This is a genomic window from Pseudomonas sp. I8001 (assembly GCF_013385345.1).
Lineage (GTDB): Bacteria > Pseudomonadota > Gammaproteobacteria > Pseudomonadales > Pseudomonadaceae > Aquipseudomonas.
Genome location: NZ_JACAQC010000007.1, coordinates 149,136 through 169,792, shown reverse-complemented (window position 1 = coordinate 169,792; position 20,657 = coordinate 149,136). Strand labels below are relative to the sequence as shown.

The 20,657-nt window shown below is 61.3% G+C and carries 15 protein-coding genes; 3 read left to right on the top strand and 12 right to left on the bottom strand.

All coding sequences use genetic code 11. From position 1 onward, the window contains the following. Positions 1-77: 77 nt before the first annotated feature. From dbpA to betI, 8 genes are all read right to left on the bottom strand, one after another. Positions 78-1,415, bottom strand: coding sequence for an ATP-dependent RNA helicase DbpA (gene dbpA / locus HX839_RS05270; RefSeq protein WP_236260841.1), 1,338 nt, complete (start codon positions 1,413-1,415; stop codon positions 78-80). A gap of 130 nt (positions 1,416-1,545) precedes the next feature. After that, the gene (gene mdtD / locus HX839_RS05265) at positions 1,546-2,973 is read right to left on the bottom strand and encodes a multidrug transporter subunit MdtD (protein ID WP_003216894.1); all 1,428 of its coding nucleotides are present in this window, start codon (positions 2,971-2,973) and stop codon (positions 1,546-1,548) included. Between the two features lie 36 nt (positions 2,974-3,009). Further along, positions 3,010-3,900, bottom strand: coding sequence for an alpha/beta fold hydrolase (locus tag HX839_RS05260; RefSeq protein ID WP_177020220.1), 891 nt, complete (start codon positions 3,898-3,900; stop codon positions 3,010-3,012). A gap of 328 nt (positions 3,901-4,228) precedes the next feature. Beyond that, positions 4,229-5,545 carry a TldD/PmbA family protein gene (locus tag HX839_RS05255; protein ID WP_177066826.1) on the bottom strand — a complete coding sequence of 439 codons (1,317 nt, stop codon included), beginning with the start codon at positions 5,543-5,545 and terminating at the stop codon, positions 4,229-4,231. Beyond that, positions 5,545-6,987, bottom strand: coding sequence for a TldD/PmbA family protein (locus HX839_RS05250; protein WP_177066825.1), 1,443 nt, complete (start codon positions 6,985-6,987; stop codon positions 5,545-5,547). The genes HX839_RS05255 and HX839_RS05250 overlap by 1 nt, the downstream gene beginning before the upstream one ends. 211 nt (positions 6,988-7,198) lie before the next feature. Further along, entirely contained in the window at positions 7,199-8,902 is a 1,704-nt protein-coding gene (gene betA / locus HX839_RS05245) for a choline dehydrogenase (RefSeq protein ID WP_003216899.1), read from the bottom strand. Positions 8,903-9,098: 196 nt separating this feature from the next. After that, complete coding sequence (gene betB / locus HX839_RS05240) at positions 9,099-10,571, bottom strand: betaine-aldehyde dehydrogenase (protein WP_003216900.1); 1,473 nt, start codon at positions 10,569-10,571, stop codon at positions 9,099-9,101. A gap of 61 nt (positions 10,572-10,632) precedes the next feature. Continuing rightward, positions 10,633-11,226: a transcriptional regulator BetI gene (betI, locus tag HX839_RS05235; protein ID WP_003216902.1), complete on the bottom strand. Its 594-nt coding sequence runs from the start codon at positions 11,224-11,226 to the stop codon at positions 10,633-10,635. 376 nt (positions 11,227-11,602) lie between these two features. Between betI and HX839_RS05230 the strand changes: the two genes are divergently transcribed. Next, positions 11,603-13,537 (top strand): BCCT family transporter, encoded by a 1,935-nt coding sequence (locus tag HX839_RS05230; RefSeq protein WP_371315626.1) that lies wholly within the window; start codon positions 11,603-11,605, stop codon positions 13,535-13,537. A 258-nt stretch (positions 13,538-13,795) separates the two neighbouring features. Here the strand turns inward: HX839_RS05230 and choV are convergent, their stop codons facing one another. The 3 genes from choV to HX839_RS05215 form a co-directional block, all read right to left on the bottom strand. After that, positions 13,796-14,974 (bottom strand): choline ABC transporter ATP-binding protein, encoded by a 1,179-nt coding sequence (choV, locus tag HX839_RS05225; protein ID WP_177027999.1) that lies wholly within the window; start codon positions 14,972-14,974, stop codon positions 13,796-13,798. Beyond that, positions 14,971-15,816, bottom strand: coding sequence for a choline ABC transporter permease subunit (gene choW, locus HX839_RS05220; protein ID WP_003216909.1), 846 nt, complete (start codon positions 15,814-15,816; stop codon positions 14,971-14,973). Before choW ends, choV begins: the two co-directional genes overlap by 4 nt. A gap of 68 nt (positions 15,817-15,884) precedes the next feature. Continuing rightward, complete coding sequence (locus HX839_RS05215; protein ID WP_003216912.1) at positions 15,885-16,832, bottom strand: choline ABC transporter substrate-binding protein; 948 nt, start codon at positions 16,830-16,832, stop codon at positions 15,885-15,887. A 436-nt stretch (positions 16,833-17,268) separates the two neighbouring features. On the opposite strand from HX839_RS05215, the gene HX839_RS05210 reads away from it, so the two are divergent. Further along, positions 17,269-18,645 (top strand): L-serine ammonia-lyase, encoded by a 1,377-nt coding sequence (locus HX839_RS05210; RefSeq protein WP_177066823.1) that lies wholly within the window; start codon positions 17,269-17,271, stop codon positions 18,643-18,645. Positions 18,646-19,185: 540 nt separating this feature from the next. Continuing rightward, the gene (locus HX839_RS05205) at positions 19,186-20,289 is read left to right on the top strand and encodes a GlxA family transcriptional regulator (RefSeq protein ID WP_177066822.1); all 1,104 of its coding nucleotides are present in this window, start codon (positions 19,186-19,188) and stop codon (positions 20,287-20,289) included. Positions 20,290-20,344: 55 nt separating this feature from the next. On the opposite strand, the gene HX839_RS05200 is transcribed toward HX839_RS05205, so the two are convergent. Further along, positions 20,345-20,608: a hypothetical protein gene (locus HX839_RS05200; RefSeq protein ID WP_003216918.1), complete on the bottom strand. Its 264-nt coding sequence runs from the start codon at positions 20,606-20,608 to the stop codon at positions 20,345-20,347. Positions 20,609-20,657: the final 49 nt, after the last annotated feature.

Sequence of the window (20,657 nt, the reverse complement as noted above, 5' to 3'; positions counted from 1 at the left end):
TCAGACCGAGTCGCCTGCATCGCGGGCAAGCCCGGCTCCCACATTGATTCGGTTCCTTCAACAGGAACGCGGTTTTTTTACAGGATACGCACGCGCAACGAACGGCCTTTGATCTTGCCGTCATTCAAACGCTGCAGCGCCTGCTTGGCGATCCCGCGTTCAACGGCCACGAACGCCTGGAAATCAAAGATCGCGATCTTGCCGACCTGGGCCCCCGGAATCCCGGCTTCACCGGTCAGTGCGCCGAGGATGTCGCCCGGGCGAACCTTGTCTTTACGGCCGGCGGCAATGCACAGGGTGCTCATCACCGGCAGCAACGGGCCGCCGCTTTGCGGCTTGAGGTTGTCCAACTGGTCCCAGTTCAGCGGCGACTTCTGCAACTGCTCGATGGCCTGGGCGCGGTGGGCTTCAGACGGGGCAACCAGGCTGATAGCGATGCCAGTCTCACCCGCGCGACCGGTACGGCCCACGCGGTGGATGTGGATTTCCGAGTCGCGGGCCAGTTCGACGTTGATCACCATGTCCAGTGCATCAATGTCCAGGCCACGGGCGGCAACGTCAGTGGCGACCAGTACCGAAGTACTGCGGTTGGCGAACATCGCCAGTACCTGGTCACGGTCGCGCTGTTCCAGGTCGCCATGCAGGCCAACGGCGGAGATGCCCTTGGCGGTCAGGTGATCCACGGTTTCCTGCACTTGCTGCTTGGTAAAGCAGAAGGCTACGCAAGAAGCTGGGCGGAAATGCGCCAGGACCTTGGTCACTGCGTCCATGCGCTCTTCCGGGGAGATCTCGTAGAAGCGTTGCTCGATCTGGTCGTCCGAGTGGAACGCTTCGGCCTTGACCTGCTGCGGCGCGCGCATGAATTTCGAGGCCAGCTGCTTGATGCTCACCGGGTAGGTGGCCGAGAACAGCAGGGTCTGGCGGCGGGCCGGGGTCTTGCTGATGATGTCTTCGATGGCGTCGTAGAAGCCCATGTCGAGCATGCGGTCGGCTTCATCGAGGATCAGCGTGTTCAAGCCGTCCAAAACCAGCGAACCCTTGCGCAGGTGCTGCTGGATGCGGCCCGGGGTGCCGACGATGACGTGGGCGCCGTGCTCCAGGGAGGCGATCTGCGGGCCGAGGGACACGCCGCCGCACAGGGTCAGCACCTTGATGTTGTCTTCGGCGCGGGCCAGGCGACGGATTTCCTTGGCCACCTGGTCAGCCAGCTCGCGAGTCGGGCACATGACCAGTGCCTGGCAGCCGAAGTAGCGCGGGTTGATCGGGTTCAACAGGCCGATGCCGAAGGCTGCGGTCTTGCCGCTGCCGGTCTTGGCCTGGGCAATCAGGTCCAGCCCTTTGAGGATCACCGGCAAGCTTTGCGCCTGGATCTGCGTCATCTCGACATAACCCAGCGAGTCGAGGTTAGCCAGCATGGCGGCGGACAGGGGCAAAGTATTAAAAGCGGTGGCGATGGTAGTCACGGGACTGGCTCTGCAAAACAAAATGTCGCGCAGTGTACCAGCCTCGTGGGATTTTCCCTGCAAGTTCTAGACGAGAAGCCTGTTAATGCTCAATGTCGTGCTCACGGCTGACCACGCGTTTGCCGTCTTTTGGTGACAATTGCAGGAAGATCGCCGCCGCCAGCATCGCCATGATGCCCACGGTGACGAAGGTCAACTGGAACGCCCCAAGCACCGTGTCGACCCCGTCGTTGCCCACTTCGGCGGTAAAACCACCCAGCAGCGCACCGGCGCAGGCCACCCCAAGGCTCAGGGACAACTGCGCCACCACCGACAGCAAACTGTTGCCGCTGCTGGCCTGGGCGTCGTCGAGGTCGATCAGGGTCACGGTGTTCATCGCGGTGAATTGCAGCGAGTTGATCGCCCCGAGGATCGCCAGCATGCTCAGCAGCAGCGGGTAGGGCGTGTGTTCGCTGACCAGGCCCATGCTCGCGAGCATGATGCCCAGCGCCAGGGTGTTGCCGGTCAGCACCACGCGGTAGCCCAGGCGCTCGATCAGTGGCCGGGCGATGGACTTGGCAAACATCGCCGCCGCCGCCAGGGGCAGCATGCTCATCCCGGCTTCGGACGGTGAGTAACCGAGCGCCACCTGCAACAACAGCGGCACCAGGAACGGCAATGCGCCGCTGCCCAGGCGAGCGAACAGGTTGCCGAGGATGCCCACCGCAAAGGTCCGGGTCTTGAACAGCACCGGCGAGAACAGCGGGTTGTCGATATGCCCGGCGCGCAGCCAGTACGCCGCCAGGCACGCGAGGCCGCCGAACAGCAGCAACATCACCCGCAGGTGCGGCAGGTGCAATTCGCCGAGGCCTTCCATGGCGATAGTGATCAGCACCATCGCCGCGCCGAACAGCAGGAAACCCACGCCGTCGAACCGCGTACGTTCGCTGCCGCGCAGGTCGGGGATGAATTTCCAGACGGCGTAGCAGCCGATGATGCCCACCGGCAGGTTGATCAGGAAGATCCAGTGCCAGGTCAGGTATTGCACCATCCAGCCGCCCATGGTCGGGCCGAGCAGTGGGCCGAGCAGCCCGGGAATGGTGATGAAACCCATGATCCGCACCAGCTCCGAGCGCGGGTAGGCGCGCAGCACCACCAGCCTGCCCACCGGCAACATCAACGCACCGCCCAGGCCCTGGATCACCCGGGCGCCCACCAGCATGGTCAGCGTGCTGGAGAGCGCGCAGAGCAACGAGCCAATGCTGAACAGCATGATCGCGCCGAAGAAGATCTTCTTGGTGCCGAAGCGGTCGGCGACCCAACCGGAGGCTGGGATCAGCAACGCCACGGTCAGCATGTAGGCGATCACCACGCCTTGCATGCGCAGCGGGTTCTCCGCCAGGTCTCGGGCCATGGCCGGCAACGCGGTGTTGAGAATCGTCCCATCCAGCGACTGCATGAAGAAGGCAATCGCTACCACCCAGGGTAGCCAGCGGGCGGTCTTGGCATCGAGAGGGGCGCGATTCGGCATGAGTTACCTTTTTGTTAGCAGCCTATGTGTCGGCGATTATGCGCCATCGGCAGCTCCTTTTCCCACTGGCGCTTCGTCTATATCTGACAACGCCACGTGTTTGCCCACCAGGAAATCAATCAGCGCGCGGTGCACGGCCAGGGCCGCCTCGCGGGATTCCAGATCAAGCAAATGGCCAGTGTGTTCGGCGGTGGCGAAGCTGCTGCGGCCTACGTATTTCTTGAACAGTTGGGCTTCGTCTGCCGGGGTGTACTCGTCCAGCACGCCGTTGAGGAAGTGCACCGGGGTTTCGATCCGGGTCAGTTGCGGCAGGTAGTTGCCGTCACCCAGCGCCAGCACCTGATGGATATGGAAGCGTGCCTGGCGATACTCGGTGGTGGCCATGGTCGACAGGTGCCGGTGATTGTTGCGCTTGAGCCGGGGCGACAGGTATTTGCCCACGGTTTCATTCAGCAGATGGCCGACGGCGGATTTGTCATCGGCCTCGATCAGCACGCGCACCCGCTCTACGTATTCGAGCATGGCCTGGTTGAGGTTGGGCGCCAGTGCCATCACCACCGAGCTTTCAATCGACGGCGGGTTATGGGCGAGGGTCAGCAGCGTGGAAATCCCGCCCCATGAGGCAGACACCAGGTGGTTGACCTCAAAGCGTTCCACCAGAGCGCGCAGGATCTGCACTTCATCGTCCTTGGTCACAAGGTCGAGGTCGGTGTTGTGCGGGCGTGAATAGCCGGAGAACGGCAGGTCGAACATCAGCACATTGAAGTGCTCGGACAGGCACTTGCTGGTGCGTGCAAACGAGCGGGTGGTGGACAGCGCGCCGTTGACCAACAGCACGGTTTTCTTCTCTGGGTTGTTACCAAGCTGCTCTACGTGAACGTTGTAGTGCTTGAACAGCTTTTCAATGACAAAACTTCCATGGTTCATGTCAACGCTCCAGCTTGCCCTATCCCGGGCAAGGTCGTGCATCACTTGCGTGCAAGTGGGTTGAGGACGGCGGGGTGTTGTTTGAGTTTTTTTACCGCGCGGACGTGGCTAGGTGCCACCAACCTTTATAACGAGGTTTTTCGCGAGCGACAACTGGCCGGACGGCCAGGTGTCTGGAGTGGGGTTTTGAGGCTGAAACGAATCTGGATGTGGAATGCAATTAAATGTGGGAGCTGGCTTGCCTGCGATAGCGCAATGTCATTAGCAGATCTGGCACTGATACACCGCTATCGCAGGCAAGCCAGCTCCCACATGGGTTTTGCGTTGTTTATAAAGTGAGGGTCAGGCGCTTTACCAATGCCCCCGGTAATAGATTGGATGACGTATTGCGCTGGCTATACGTACTCGCCGACAGCAGCAATTCCCGATCAGCGGTCAGCGCTTCCAGTTGCGAGCCCAGCAGGCTGTACACGCTGTCATCAAAACGCATGGTGCTGACCGGCGCCTTGATCTCGCCGTCTTCGACCCAGAACGTGGCGAAGCGGGTCATGCCGGTCAGGCGCGCGGCGGGCTGGTCGGAGTAGTTCAGGTACCACAGGTTGCTGATATACAAACCAGTGCCCAGTTGCTTGAGGATATCGGCCTGGGCCAGGTCGCCGGCGGCCATCTGCAGGGCGCTGGGAGATTCATCGCCGCTGGCGCCATTGGTGCTCAAGCCGTATTCGGCAGCACTGCGGGAGTTCACCAATTGGCCTTCAGCCTTGCCGGCATTGATCAGCTTCACATCACTGCGCGGATAGCCGTCACGGGAAAACGCCGAACTCAGGGAGCCGCTGACCTGTTCGTCCAGGGTCACCAGCGGGCTCAAGGACTGATCACCGCCATACAACCGTTGCAACGGGCTGCCTTTGCTGGCGATGGCCTGGGCGGAAAACCCGCCCCAGGTGAGCATGCTGATGATTTCTTCCATGGCCGCCGGGGCAAGGTAGGCGCGGTATTGCCCCGGTGCCAGCGGGTGCAACGGGCGACCAAGGTATTCCAGTTGCTCACGGGCCTGCTTGAAACGCTGGGCGAAGGCCACGCTGTCCCAATCGTTGCCGGCGTAGCTGGCTTTCACCGCTTCACCGTTGGCGTGGAACAGGCTGAAGTCGAAGTTGAAACTGTTGGCCTGGTGCCAGCCGAAGGCGCCTGATGAGCTGGCGAACCCACGGCTGATAGGGCCGGCGGCGTAGAAGCCGACCATGTCCACACCTTCAGCGGCCAGGTTGACTGCTTCCAGCACCTGGGCCAGGTCCGGCAGCGGTCGGTCCTGCTGGTCCTTGTTTTGCCAGGCGTTGTGGTTGAGCAGCAGGTACGGATCCTGCGGCAACAACGGCAAGGTCTCGCGCAGTTGTTGCAGGCCGTCGGCCAGGCGCTGGCGATCCAGTTCAGGCTCGCCCGCCAGGGTGATTCCGAGGTCGGCGTGGCGCCCGTCGTTGATCAGCTTCAGGTTCAGGCTGGCCTGTTGCACCTGGCCGGCCTGGCGCACTTTGCCGTGGTTGAAACGCACAAACTCGGAGGACTCGTCGGCGTAGCCGAGGTGGAATTGTTCTGTCTCGGTGATGGCCTGCTTGAGCCAATCCACCAGGGCTTTGAAATTATTCATCAGGCGTCTCCCCCGAACACGTCCACGTTGCTGAACACACAGGCCGGTGAGGCATGGCCGACGCGGATCACCTGGTTGGGTTCGCCCTTGCCGCAGTTCGGCGTGCCCAGCACCTTGAAGGTGCTGGCGTCGCCGACGGCGCTGAGGTTGCGCCAGAACTGCGCGGAAATCGCCCGGTAGTTGGGGTTCTTTACCACGCCTTTGAGTTCGCCGTTTTCAATCAACTGGCCCCACTCGCAGCCAAACTGGAATTTGTTGCGTGCATCGTCAATCGACCACGAACGGTTGGTGGACATCAGGATGCCGTTCTCGATGCCGCCAATCAGCTGCGCCATGTTCTGGTCGCCGGCCTCGATATTCAGGTTGGCCATGCGGTCGATCGGCGCGCGGTTCCAGCTGCAGGCGCGGCTGTTGGCCACGCCTTGCATGCCGGCGCGGTATTGCGACAACGCACCGCCCAACGGCTTGAGCAGCAAGCCTTCGCGGATCAGAAATTGTTTGCTGGCCTTCGTGCCGTCGTCGTCATGCCCATAGCTGGCGAGCTGCTCGGGAATGTCCGGATCGAAGGTCACGTTCAGCAGGTTGGAGCCGTATTGCAGGTGACCGAAATCGCTGGCCTTGACGAAGCTGGTGCCGGCGTAATTGCGCTCGTCGCCCAGGATGCGGTCGAGTTCCAGCGGGTGGCCGATGGATTCGTGGATCTGCAGGATCATCTGGTCGGGCATCAGCAGCAGGTCGCGCGGGCCCTGGGGTGTGTTCGGTGCCAGCAGCAGTTGCAGCGCCTGGTCGGCAATCTGCGGCGCGGCGCCCACCAGGCCGAAGCGGCTGATCACATCAAAGCCGCCTTGCTGGCCGAAGTTGCTGCCGCCCAGGGTGCGGGTCTGGCTGTCGTTGCCGTCGTAGGCCGTGACGTTGACACCCGGGAACACAAACCGCTGGGCCTGGCGCAGTTCGGCGCCGGCGCTGTTGAGGTAGATCTGTTCGACGTGGGTGGTGCCCAGGCTGACTTCCCAGTTCACCAGGCGCTCGTCCTTGGGCACGGCGGCCGATTCGGCGCCGAGCAGTTGGTAGCAGTCGCTCAGGGACGGGAAGGGCTGGTCGAGGCTCGGCGACAGGTAGTCGGCAATGTCGCTGGACACTGGCTGGTCGCGCAGGTCGAGCAGGGCGTGGGGCTTGATGAGCCGGGCTTGCTGTTCGGCGCGCTCAAGGGCGGCTTGCAGGCCGGGCAGGGAAATGTCGTGGGTGGCGGCGTAGGCTTCGACGCCATTGAGGCGCACGGTGAGCATCGCGCCTTCGTCCTGGCTGAGGTGTGGCGGCTCGGCGACGTTCTTGCGTACCGACAGGTACTGGCCGGACTCGCGGACGTAGCGCAGGGAAAAGAATTCGGCGGTAGTGCGCAGGGCACTGAACTGCTTTTTGAGTGTGGCGTGGTGTTCGAACATGGGGCCTTCCTTGTGGGCGGCTCGGCGCGGGCAGGCAAACAGAGTAGGCCTGGGCTGGGAGCTGATCAAGGAAAGTGTAGGCGGGCGGGAGGTCTTGCGGTGTCAGATCGGGCCTCTTCGGGAGCAAGCCCCCTCCCACATTTGATCGGGTTCACACGGTCAAAAATGTGGGAGCGGGCTTGCTCGCGAAGGGAGCACCTCGGTCCATCAGTTACTGCGCTGTAGGACCCACTTCACGCATCGGCTTGCCACGCACCGGCGCATCGCCTGCCACGTAGTAATCCGCAGTGCTGCGCGGCAGTGGCTTGCGGCCACGGATCTTGTCGGCGATTTTCTCGGCGATCATGATCGTCGGTGCGTTCAGGTTGCCGGTGGTGATGATCGGCATGATCGACGCGTCAACTACGCGCAGACCCTGCATGCCATGCACACGGCCTTCGGCGTCAACCACGGCCATCTCGTCGGTGCCCATCTTGCACGAGCAGGACGGGTGGAACGCGGTCTCGGCGTGCTCACGGATAAACTTGTCCAGTTGCTCGTCGGTCTGTACGTCGATGCCCGGGCTGATTTCGCGGCCACGGTATTGGTCGAGTGCCGGCTGTTGCATGATTTCACGGGTCAGGCGGATGCCGTCGCGGAATTCCTGCCAGTCCTGTTCGGTAGACATGTAGTTGAAGAGGATGCTCGGGTATTCCCGTGGGTTCTTCGACTTCAGCTGCACGCGGCCACGGCTCGGCGAACGCATGGAACCCATGTGCGCCTGGAAACCGTGCTCTTTCACACCGTTGCTGCCGTTGTAGTTAATCGCTACCGGCAGGAAGTGATACTGGATGTTCGGCCAATCGAATTCTTCACGGGTACGGATGAAACCGCCCGCTTCGAACTGGTTGCTGGCGCCGATGCCGGTGCCGTTGAACAGCCACTCGGCACCAATGGCCGGCTGGTTGTACCAGAGCAGCGACGGGTACAGCGAGACCGGTTGGGTGCAGGCGTATTGCAGGTACAGCTCAAGGTGATCCTGCAGGTTTTCGCCGACGCCTGGCAGGTCGTGGACCACCGGGATGTCGAGGCTTTCCAGCAGCTTCGCCGGGCCGACGCCGGAGCGTTGCAGCAGTTGCGGCGAAGCGATTGCGCCGCTGCACACCAGGACTTCCTTGCGGGCACGGGCTTCAACGCGTTCTTCAGCGGCACCGATCAGGTAGCGAACGCCAACGGCGCGCTTGCCTTCGAACAGGACTTTGTCGGTCAGGGCGTGGGTGACGATGGTCAGCGTCGAGCGCTTCTTGGCCGTGTCCAGGTAACCGCGAGCGGTGCTGGCGCGACGACCGTTTGGCGTCACGGTACGGTCCATCGGGCCGAAGCCTTCCTGCTGGTAGCCGTTCAAGTCTTCGGTACGTGGGTAACCGGCCTGTACGCCGGCTTCAACCATCGCGTGGAACAGCGGGTTGTTGCCGGCCTTTGGCGTGGTCACGCTGACCGGGCCGTCGCCACCGTGGTAGTCGTTCGGGCCGATGTCGCGGGTTTCGGCTTTACGGAAATACGGCAGGCAGTCCAGGTAGGTCCAGTCTTCCAGGCCCGGCAGTTTCGACCAGTTGTCGTAGTCCATCGCGTTGCCGCGGATGTAGCACATGCCGTTGATCAACGAGGAACCGCCGAGGCCCTTGCCGCGACCGCATTCCATCCGGCGGCCGTCCATGTGTGGTTCTGGATCGGTTTCGTAGGCCCAGTTGTAGCGGCGGCCTTGCAGCGGGAACGCCAGGGCGGCTGGCATCTGGGTACGGAAATCGAAACGGTAGTCCGGGCCGCCGGCTTCCAGCAGCAGGACGGTGACGCCTTCGTCTTCGGTCAGACGGGTCGCCAGGGTGTTACCGGCGGAGCCGGCACCCACAATGATGTAGTCGTATTCTTGGGACATTAAATGCACCCTCGTGAAAGTTGGTTCAGGCTGCTTTTGTGGCGAGGGAGCTTGCTCCCGTTCGACTGCGCAGCAGTCGCAAAGTCAGCGCTCGAGTTCTGTCTGAAAGAACTGCGGTACCTGGCATGGGGCTGCTTCGCAGCCCGACGGGAGCAAGCTCCCTCGCCACATGGGCCATGCCAGGCTCAATCAGGTTTTAGAACACCGAGGCGTAGTCGCCCAGCTCAACCTGTACCGATTTGATGCGAGTGAAGTTGTTCAGCGAGCTGATCCCGTTTTCACGGCCCACGCCCGACTGCTTGTAGCCGCCCACCGGCATCTTCGCGTCGGACTCGCCCCAGGCGTTGATCCAGCAGATACCGGCTTCCAGCTGATGAATCACGCGGTGGGCGCGGTTCAGGTCCTTGGTCACCAGGCCAGCGGCCAGGCCGAAGTCGGTGTCGTTGGCGCGGCGGATCACTTCTTCTTCGGTGTCGTAGGTGAGGATGCTCATCACCGGGCCGAAGATTTCTTCACGGACGATGGTCATTTCGTCGGTGCAGTCAGTGAACACGGTCGGGGCCACGTAGGCACCCTTGGCGAATTCACCGTCGGTCAGACGGTCGCCGCCGCACAGCACGCGGGCGCCTTCTTCTTTACCTTTGGCGATGTAGCCGAGCACGCTTTCCATGTGGGCGAAGCTGACCAGCGGGCCGAAGTTGGTGTTTTCATCTTCCGGGTTGCCGATGCGGATGCGGGCAACGCGCTCGGCGATCTTGGCTTCGAACGCGCCTTTGAGGGCGGTCGGAACGAACACGCGGGTGCCGTTGGTGCAGACCTGGCCCGAGCTGTAGAAGTTGGCCATCATCGCGATGTCGGCGGCGCGGTCGAGGTCGGCGTCGTCGAAAATGATCAGCGGGGATTTGCCGCCCAGTTCCATGGTGACTTCCTTGAGCGAAGAGCTCGAAGCGCTGGCCATGACTTTCTTGCCGGTGTCGGTGCCGCCGGTGAAGGAGACTTTCTCGATGCGCGGGTGTTCGGTCAGCCAGGTGCCGACTTCACGGCCGCTGCCGGTCAGGACGTTGAACACGCCATCCGGAACGCCGGCGGCGGTGTAGATTTCAGCCAGTTTCAGGGTGGTCAGCGAGGTGACTTCGCTTGGCTTGAAGATCATCGCGTTACCGGCCGCCAGGGCGGGTGCGGATTTCCACAGGGCGATCTGGATCGGGTAGTTCCATGCGCCGATACCGGCCACGACGCCCAGCGGCTCGCGACGGGTGTAGACGAACGAGGTGTCACGCAGCGGGATCTGCTCGCCTTCGATGGCGGGCACCAGGCCTGCGTAGTATTCCAGCACGTCAGCGCCGGTGACGATGTCGACGTATTGGGTTTCGGAATACGGCTTGCCGGTGTCCAGGGTTTCCAGGGCGGCCAGTTCGTCGTTGCGCTCACGCAGGATATCGACGGCGCGACGCAGGATGCGCGAACGCTCCATGGCAGTCATGGCGGCCCAGATTTTCTGGCCCTTTTCGGCGCTGACCACAGCGCGCTCGACGTCTTCTTTGGTGGCGCGTTGCACGTTGGCGAGAACTTCACCGTTAGCCGGGTTGATGGCTTCGAAAGTGGCATCGCTGCCAGCGTCGGAGTAGCCGCCGTCAATGTAGAGTTTTTGCAGTTCGAAACGGGCCATAAAGTCCTCGCAAGTGCATTAGTGGTTGGCGCGGTTCGGGAGTTGAGCGTTTATGTGTGCTCTAACTCACCTGCTTGGCCAATTGGAAATCCATGTATTCGTAAGCGATCCGTTGCGCCTGCTCCGTGTCGAAAGCGTCTCCCGACAGGGCGCCGCGCAACCACAAACCGTCGATCAGGGCCGCCAGGCCTCGGGCTGCGCTGCGTGCCTCGGGCAACGGCAACGCTCGGCGGAACTGGCAACACAGGTTGGAATACAGACGGTGATCGTTGATCCGCTGCAGCCTGTGCAATGACGGGTGGTGCATGCTGGTGGCCCAGAAGGCCAGCCAGGTTTTCATAGCCGGGCCGTTGACTTGGCTGGCGTCGAAGTTGCCTTCGATGATCACCTGAAGATGGGCCCGCGGGCTGTCATCTTTCAGCGCCAACCGGCGCTCGGTGACGTTCTCGATCAGCACGTTCATCAGGTACCGCATCGTGGCGGCGATCAGGCCATTCTTGTCCTGAAAATAGTGACTGATGATGCCATTCGAGACACCGGCCAGACGGGCGATCAGCGCAATGCTGGCATCCCCCATTCCGACCTGATCGACGGCCGTCAATGTGGCTTCGATCAACTGCTGGCGGCGTATGGGTTGCATACCGACCTTGGGCATCGTGCACCTCTCCTTAGGCCTGCCAACGGGCGATAAACGTCCGTCGGCTTGAGGGCCAGTCTATTTTGTTTTGATTGAACGTTCAATCAACAAAGAATAAGATCTGCGACAAATGGTCGCTGCCTACAGGTATTTCCTACGTGCATGTGGCGCCACCTGACATCGGGAAAACCCATGAAACAGCCCGGCACAGCGGTTCGCCGGGGGTTTATGGTTTTTCGGGGTGTCTTTATACACCCGTCCGTCGACTGCCGAAAAATCGATGGCTCGGGTCAAGCGTTGCCTTGTGTTTCTCTGCACTGCCCGGAGCATCTGTGCCATGAGTTCTGCCTCTCTTATAAAGACCCCGCCAGAAAAGGTGCGGGTCAACGGTTGGGTGTTCTACACCTCCACCGCGCTGATTCTGTTGTTGACCGCGATTCTGATCGTCGCCCCGCAGGAAGCCGGCAGGATGCTCGGTGTGGCCCAAGCCTGGTTGTCGAAAAGCTTTGGCTGGTACTACATGGTCGTGATCGCCGCCTACCTGGTGTTTGTGGTGGGCCTGGCGTTTTCGTCCTATGGCAAATTGAAACTGGGCAGCAAGGACGACACCCCGGACTTCAGCTACGGCGCCTGGGCCGGCATGCTCTTCTCGTCGGGCATCGGCATCTCGCTGCTGTACTTCGGCGCCTCCGAGCCGCTGGACCACTACTTCAACCCGCCTGAAGGCGCGTCGGCCACCGGCGAAGCTGCACGCCAGGCGTTGCAGTTGACGTTCCTGCACTGGGGCCTGCACGGCTGGGCGATCTACGCACTGGTCGGCCTGGCCGTGGCGTACTTTGCCTACCGTCATAACCAGCCGCTGGCCCTGCGCTCGGCGCTGTACCCGCTGGTGGGCGAGCGTTGGGTCAAAGGCGCGGCCGGTCACGCGGTGGACGGCTTCGGCATGTTCGTGACCCTGCTGGGCCTGGTGACGAACCTGGGGATTGGCTCGATGCAAGTGTCGTCCGGGCTGGAAAACCTGTTCGGCATGCAGCACAGCAACACCAACCTGCTGATCGTGATCATCGTGATGAGCACCGTGGCGACCATCGCTGCCGTGTCGGGTGTGGAGAACGGCATTCGCCGCCTGTCCAACCTGAACATCGTGCTGTTCAGCGGCCTGCTGATTTTCGTGCTGCTGTTCGGCCCGACCCTGCACCTGCTCAACGGCTTCGTGCAGAACATCGGTGACTACATGAACGGCATCGTGCTGAAGACCTTCGACCTGTACGTGTACGAAGGCGACGCCGACAAGACCGAACGCTGGATGGGCCTGTGGACCCTGTTCTACTGGGCCTGGTGGATTTCCTGGGCGCCATTCGTGGGCATGTTCATCGCGCGTATTTCCCGTGGTCGCACGGTGCGTGAACTGGTGGCCGGCGTGCTGCTGATCCCGCTGGGCTTCACCCTGGCGTGGCTGTCGATCTTCGGCAACTCGGCCCTGGACCTGGTGGTGAACCATGGCGCGGTGGAGTTGGGCAAGACGGCGCTGGAACAGCCGTCCATGGCGATCTACCAACTGCTTGAGCATTACCCGGCGTCGAAAATCGTCATCGGTGTGTCGATCTTCGTGGGCTTCGTACTGTTCCTGACCCCGGCGGATTCCGGCGCGGTGATGATGGCGAACCTGTCCTGCAAGGGCGGCAACGTTGACGAAGATGCGCCGCACTGGCTGCGGATTTTCTGGTCGGCGGTGATCACCCTGGTGACCATCGGCCTGCTGTTCGCCGGTAACTTCGAAGCCATGCAAACCATGGTGGTGCTGGCGGGCTTGCCGTTCTCGGTGGTGCTGGTGTTCTTCATGTTCGGCCTGCACAAGGCGATGCGCCAGGACGTGGCGATCGAGTTGGAGCAGGCGCAGTTGGCCGAGCGTGGTCGGCGTGGTTTCAGCGAGCGTTTGACTGCCCTGGACCTGCAACCTAGCCAGGGTACCGTGCAACGCTTTATGGACAAGCACGTCACGCCGGCGCTGGAAGAAGCGGCGACTGCGTTGCGTGACCAGGGGCTGGAAGTGCAGACCCTGCTCGGCAAATCCAAGCGCTGCATTGGTGTGCGCATCGAGATGCAAGAGGGCAATCCGTTTGTCTACGAGGTCAGCCTGGATGCTTATTCGTCGGCACCGAACGACTTGCCCGAGGAAGAACGCACGCGCTACTACCGCGCCGAGGTTTACCTGCACAACGGGCCTCAGGAATACGACCTGATGGGCTTCACCCAGGAGCAGATCACCCGGGACGTGCTCGATCAGTTTGAAAGCCATCGGCAGCTCCTTGGCCGTGTCTATAGCTAAAGGTTGGTGATGATGATCGTTCCCACGCTGCGCGTGGGAACGCATCCTGTGACGCTCCGCGTCACGATTTCAAGAGCGGACGCAGAGCGTCCATTGCGGCATTCCCACGCAGAGCGTGGGAACGATCAAAACTGACACCACCTGAGCAAAATGTGGGAGCGGGCTTGCTCGCGAATGCGCAGTGTCAGTCAGTACATCTGACACTGATACACCGCATTCGCGAGCAAGCCCGCTCCCACATTTATTTTGCGGTGTCTGTTAGCCCAGGTTCTTGCCCAAAAGGGCGTGATAGAGCTCGCTGTCACCCAGAATCCCCACCACCTTGTTGTCGTCCTGCAGCACCAGCTTGTTGCCTGTCTGGTACCGAATCTGCAACGCATCGCGCATTCCGATATTGGAATCCACCAGCGTCGGCATCCGGCCCAGGCCCTCCACCGATTGCCCCGGTGCCCAGTTCTGCAAGTTCAGCACCGAACCGTTCTGCCGCGCGCCCTTGATGGTGTTGCCTTCGGCCAGGTCCAGCCACGAGTCACCGCCCGGGTCCAGGCTGATGGAGCCGTTGACGTGGGTGCAGTTATCCACCGTGCGCATCAGGCTGCGGCCACACAGCACATTCAGCGGGTTGGTGTGGGCCACGAAGGTCCGCACATAGTCATCCGCCGGGTTCAGCACGATCTCTTCCGGCACGCTGTACTGGATGATCCGCCCGTCTTTCATGATCGCGATGCGGCTGCCGAGTTTCAGCGCCTCATCCAGGTCGTGGCTCACAAATACGATGGTCTTGCTCAGCTTGCGTTGCAGCTCCAGCAACTCATCCTGCAAGCCCTGGCGGATCAGCGGGTCGAGTGCCGAGAAGGGTTCGTCCATCAACAGGATATCGGCGTCCATCGCCAATGCGCGGGCCAGGCCGACACGCTGCTGCATGCCACCGGAAAGCTCGTCGGGCTTCTTGTTGCGCCACTGCGACAGGCCCACCAGTTCCAGCTTGTCATCCACCAGCTTGCGTCGTTCTTTTTCCGGGCGGCCCTGCATCTCCAGGCCGAAGCTGATGTTCTCGCGCACCGTCAGCCAGGGCATCAGGGCGAACTTCTGGAACACCATGGCGATGCGCTGGGTGCGCATCATTTTCAGCTCGGCGGGGGTGCAGGATGCGATGTCGATCTGGCGACCTTCATGCTCCACAAACAGCTTGCCGCGGCTGACGGTGTTCAAGCCATTGATGCAGCGCAACAAGCTCGACTTGCCCGAGCCGGACAGGCCCATCAGCACGCAGATCTCGCCTTTCTCGACATCCAGGCTGGCGTTTTCAACGCCGACAATCTGCCCGGTCTTTTTCAGGATCTCGTTGCGCGTCATGCCCTGGTCCAGCAGCTTGAGCGCCTCGCGTGGGTCTTTGGAGAAGATCACGTCGACATTTTCGAATCGGATAATGCTCATGCATCACCCCCTACTTTGGCGTCGGGTTGTTTGCAGATGCGGTCGAGCATGATGGCCAGCAGTACGATCGCCAGGCCGGCTTCAAAGCCCAGGGCGATGTCGGCGGTGTTCAGCGCGTTGACCACCGGTTTGCCGAGGCCGTCGGCGCCCACCAGGGCCGCGATCACCACCATCGACAACGACAGCATGATGCATTGGGTAATGCCGGCGGCGATGCTCGGCATGGCGTGGGGCAGTTCGATCCGCGAGAGCAACTGACGGCGCGAGCAGCCAAAGGCCTTGCCAGCGTCCATCAACTCTTGCGGCACATCACGGATACCCAGGTAAGTCAGACGGATAGGCGCGGCAATCGCAAACACCACCGTGGAAATCAGCCCGGGCACCACACCCAGCCCGAAGAGGGTCAGGGTAGGGATGAGGTAGACGAAGGTCGGTACGGTCTGCATCAGATCGAGCACCGGCCGCATCAGGGTGTAGAACATCGGTTTGTGCGCGGCAACAATGCCCAGCGGCACGCCGATCACCACGCAGACCAGGGTGGCGAACAGCACTTGCGCCAGGGTCTCCATGGTTTCCTGCCAGTACCCCAGGTTGAGGATCAGCAGGAAGGAGGCGATGACAAAAACGGTCAGGCCCCATTTGCGTTGAATGAAGTGAGCGAGCAGCGCAATCAGACCGATCAATGCCAGTGGATTGAACCAGGTCAGCGCGAACGTCACGCCGTGGATCATCGTTTCCAGGGTCGATGCGATTGCGTCGAAGTAGGCGGCCCCGTGTTGGGTCAACCACTCAACGAAGGCAGCGATGTACTGGCCTAGCGGAATTTTATGTTCAGTCAGCATGGTAGTGAATGTCCACATGCGAAGAGGAAAAACATCCCGGGCCAGCGTACCGGCCCGGGGTCAGCGGTTTACTTGGCGAGGTAAGCTTTGACGGCCTCCAGTCCTGGTTTGCCATCGACCGTGGTGACACCGGCGAGCCAGGTGTCGAGCACTTGCGGGTTCTTCTTCAGCCACGCCTTGGCGGCGGCGTCAGGCTTCATTTTGTCGTCCAGGACGTTACCCATCAGGGTGCTTTCCATGTTCAGGGTGAACGACAGGTTTTTCAGCAACTGGCCCACGTTGCTGCATTCCTGGGTGTAGCCCTTGCGGACGTTGGTGTAGATGGTGGCCTGGCCGTAGTTGGGGCCGAATGAATCATCACCCCCGGTCAGGTACTTCATCTTGAAGCGGGTGTTCATCGGGTGCGGTTCCCAGCCGAGGAACACGATGGCCTGGTCGCGCTTGGTGGCGCGTTCCACCTGCGAAAGCATCCCGGCTTCGCTGGATTCGACCACTTTGAAACCGGCAGTTTTCAGGCCGAAAGCGTCCTTGTCGATGAGGGTCTGGATGGTCCGGTTGCCGTCGTTGCCTGGCTCGATCCCGTAGATCTTGCCGCCCAGCTCGTCCTTGAATTTGACGATGTCGGCGAAGTCTTTCAGGCCCTTGTTGTACAGCGCTTCCGGTACGGCCAGGGTGTACTTGGCGTTTTCCAGGTTGGCGCGCACGGTTTCCACGGTGCCGGCATCACGGTACTGCTTGATGTCGTTTTCCATGGTCGGCATCCAGTTGCCGAGGAAGATGTCCATGTTCTTGCCGTCGGCCAGGGACTTGTAGGTCACGGGTACTGAAATCATCGTGGTGCGGGGTTTGTAGCCGAGGCCCTTGAGGACTTCGCTGGTGGTGGCCGTGGTGACGGTGATGTCGGTCCAGCCGACATCGGAGAAGTTGACGGTCTGGCATTGCGCCGGTTCTGCAGCGTGAGCCACGACTGGCAGACTCAGCATGGCGGCCAACAACAACGACGGGGAACCTTTCATGGGGGTGGACTCCTGGTGTTTTTCTGGCGGCAATAACACCGCGCTTATAGGTGTTGCGGTTGGGCGTGCGGCACAGCTCTGCCACGCAACTGTGCAAACGAGTCGAGACTGATCATGTACCAGTGAAAATCTGACGCCTACAGGGGGCGTCGTATCCAGTACAGGGATGGTCGTATCCAGTGTCGGTGACGTCGCTTACAGATTTTTTCCACGGCAAAACTGCACTTTTTACCGATCTGCACCGCAAAAAACGGCCAAAACGTCGCCTTCCACAACAGCGGCGCTGATGAGCATGGGTACGTCGGTGTGAGACGCCGTGAGCGCCAACAAAAGCTTGATGATGGCCGCATCTGGGCGGATTGCGACATGAGCGTAGCAGCTCCGTCACCAGGCGTTATGTGCGCCTGGCCTGTGCTCATCGAGGAGTTTCACGGCAATGGCTATCAGCGTTTTCGACCTGTTCAAGATCGGCATTGGGCCTTCGAGTTCTCACACCGTCGGCCCCATGCGCGCCGCGGCGTTGTTCGTTCAAGGATTACGTGAACGTGATGTGTTGGAACAAGTCAGGCGCGTCGAAGTTCAGCTGTATGGCTCCTTATCGGCCACGGGCATCGGTCACGGCAGCGACAACGCGGTGATCATGGGCCTGATGGGCGAGTGGCCGGACGCGATCGATCCGTCACAGATCGGCATCCGCATCGAAACCCTGCGCGAGACCAACACCCTGCTGCTGGACGCACGTTTGCCGGTGCCTTTCATCTGGGCGCGGGACATGCGCCTGATCGACGAAAACCTGCCGTTCCACCCCAATGCCATGACCCTGGTGGTGTTCGATGATAACGGCGAGCTGCACCGCGACACCTACTACTCGGTGGGCGGCGGATTCGTGGTGGATGAAGCCCAGGCCAACAGCGGCGTGGCGGACATGGACCGCACCGAGCTGCCCTATGATTTTTCCAGTGCGGTGGAACTGCTGCAGCTGTGCAAGACCCACAACCTGCGCGTCGCTGAGCTGATGTTGGCGAACGAAAAAACCTGGCGCTCGGAAGAAGAAATCCGCAGCGGCCTGATGAAGCTCTGGCGCGCCATGCAGGATTGCGTGGAGCAAGGCCTAAAGCACGAAGGCATCCTTCCCGGCGGCCTCAATGTAAGGCGCCGTGCAGCCAAGTTGCACCGCAGCTTGCAGGAGCTGGGCAAGCCGAATGTGATCGGCTCGACCTTGAGCGCGATGGAATGGGTCAACCTGTTCGCCCTGGCGGTGAATGAAGAAAACGCCGCCGGCGGGCGCATGGTCACGGCACCGACCAACGGCGCGGCGGGGATCATCCCGGCGGTGCTGCACTACTTCATGAAGTTCAGCGAAGAAGTGACCGAGGCCAACGTGGTCGACTATTTCCTCGGCGCGGCGGCGGTGGGCATCCTGTGTAAGAAGAACGCGTCGATCTCGGGTGCCGAAGTCGGCTGCCAGGGTGAAGTCGGCTCGGCGTGCGCCATGGCGGCGGCGGGGTTGGCGGAGATCCTCGGTGCGACGCCGGAGCAGTTATGCAACGCGGCGGAGATCGGGCTGGAGCACAACCTCGGCCTGACCTGCGACCCGGTAGGCGGGCTGGTGCAGGTGCCGTGCATCGAGCGTAATGCGATTGCCGCGGTGAAGGCGATCAACGCGGCGCAGATGGCGCTGCGGGGGGATGGCCAGCACTTCATCTCGCTGGACCGGGTGATCCGCACCATGCGCGATACCGGGGCGGATATGCATGACAAGTACAAGGAAACATCGCGGGGTGGGTTGGCGGTGAGTGCGGTGGAGTGTTGATCCGGAAAGACCGCGTCGCCTGCATTCGCGAGCAAGCCCGCTCCCACATTCGACCGAGTTCCTACGGAAAAAACGCGGTCAAGTGTGGGAGCGGGCTTGCTCGCGAATGCGGTAGACCAGGCAACACTGCTCATAAAGTGAACACCAGAACCAAAAGCGCCACCTTTTAGCGCGTCGCAATTAGATAAGTAGCTCCCGAACGATTTCCCCTCATGACCATCGGTCACCCGTGCTTGTGGTGACAGACTTTTCCCACGTCGTTTCTCTCCCTTCCCACAAGTGCTACCGATCTGCTCACACACCTTGAGCCTGCGTTCTCTCACGTCTTTTCTGGGTCATATCCCCCACTCCATGCGCGGGCTTATATAGACACGTCATGAGGTCGTTTTCAGGAGTTATTGAATACGCATTCAACTTTAGGCATGGCATTTGCTGTATCAATACAAAGCCTCTCGCCATAGGAGTTTCCTTAAGGCGATGAGTGCAATAACAAGAGCCTCGCCTGAGGCCATCACCCGCTTTGTGTGAGGAGATACCGCGATGACGTCGTTCAACTCCGGGGCTCAACCCCAGAACCGTGCGCCTCAATCCATCGGCTTTTTGCTGCTGGACAATTTCACGCTGATTTCCCTGGCCTCCGCAGTCGAACCCCTGCGCATGGCCAACCAACTCTCCGGCCGCGAGCTGTTTCGCTGGACGACGTTGAGTGTGGACGGAAACCAGGTGTGGGCCAGCGACGGTCTGCAAATCACCCCCGATGCTTCCATGCACAAAGCTCCGGCCCTGGACACCGTGATCGTCTGTGGCGGCGTGGGTATCCAGCGCACCGTGACCCGTGAACATGTGTCGTGGCTGCAAAGCCAGGCGCGCCAATCCCGTCGCCTTGGCGCGGTGTGCACCGGCAGCTGGGCCCTGGCCTGCGCCGGCCTGCTGGACGGGTTTGATTGCAGCGTGCACTGGGAATGCCTGGCGTCGATGCAGGAAGCCTTTCCCCGCGTGGCCATGAGCACACGCCTGTTCACCCTCGACCGCAACCGCTTCACCAGCTCCGGCGGCACCGCGCCGCTGGACATGATGCTGCACCTGATCAGCCGCGACCACGGCCGTGAATTGTCGGCGGCAATCTCCGAGATGTTTGTGTACGAGCGCATCCGCAACGAACAGGATCACCAGCGCGTGCCGCTCAAGCACATGCTTGGCACCAACCAGCCGAAGTTGCAGGAAATCGTCGCGCTGATGGAGGCCAACCTGGAAGAGCCGATCGACCTCGATGAACTGGCGGTGTACGTCGCGGTTTCCCGGCGTCAGCTGGAGCGCTTGTTCCAGAAATACCTGCACTGTTCGCCGTCGCGCTACTACCTCAAGTTGCGCCTGATCCGTGCGCGGCAGTTGCTCAAGCAAACGCCGATGTCGATCATCGAAGTGGCGTCGGTGTGCGGGTTTGTCTCCACGCCGCACTTCTCCAAGTGCTACCGCGAATACTTCGGCATTCCGCCGCGGGATGAGCGTGTGGGTTCCAACACCACGCAGCAGGTAGCGATGATGCCGATTCCGCAGGCGCTGGTGTTGTCACCGTTGTCCGGGCCGTTGTCGGCGTTGAGCCAGGCCAGGAATGAGTCGACTTTCGCCAGCGTAAGGCTCTAACACCACCAGAGCTTTTGTGGCGAGGGAGCAAGCTCCCTCGCCACAAGGTAGGTGTTCAGGCGCCAGAGTTCTGCCGAAATTGCACCAGCGCCGGCAACAACTGCTTGTCGATCGCCTGCCTCACCGCCGGCAAGATCGTCGCGCTGCCGGTGTACATCTGCTCAACCATACCCTTGAGCGCCTTGGCCCGCGCCGCGCTCAAACCGCGCACCGCACACTCGCAAGCCTGCTCGGCGGTAGCGCCGCTGGACACCTCGAAACCCAACGACCGCAGCTGGCCCAGCAGGTCATCCTGGTCAATCAAATCCGCGTGCATCATGACGTTAATCCTTGTTAGGGGAGCGGGGGATTGAAGTCGATTCTGGTAG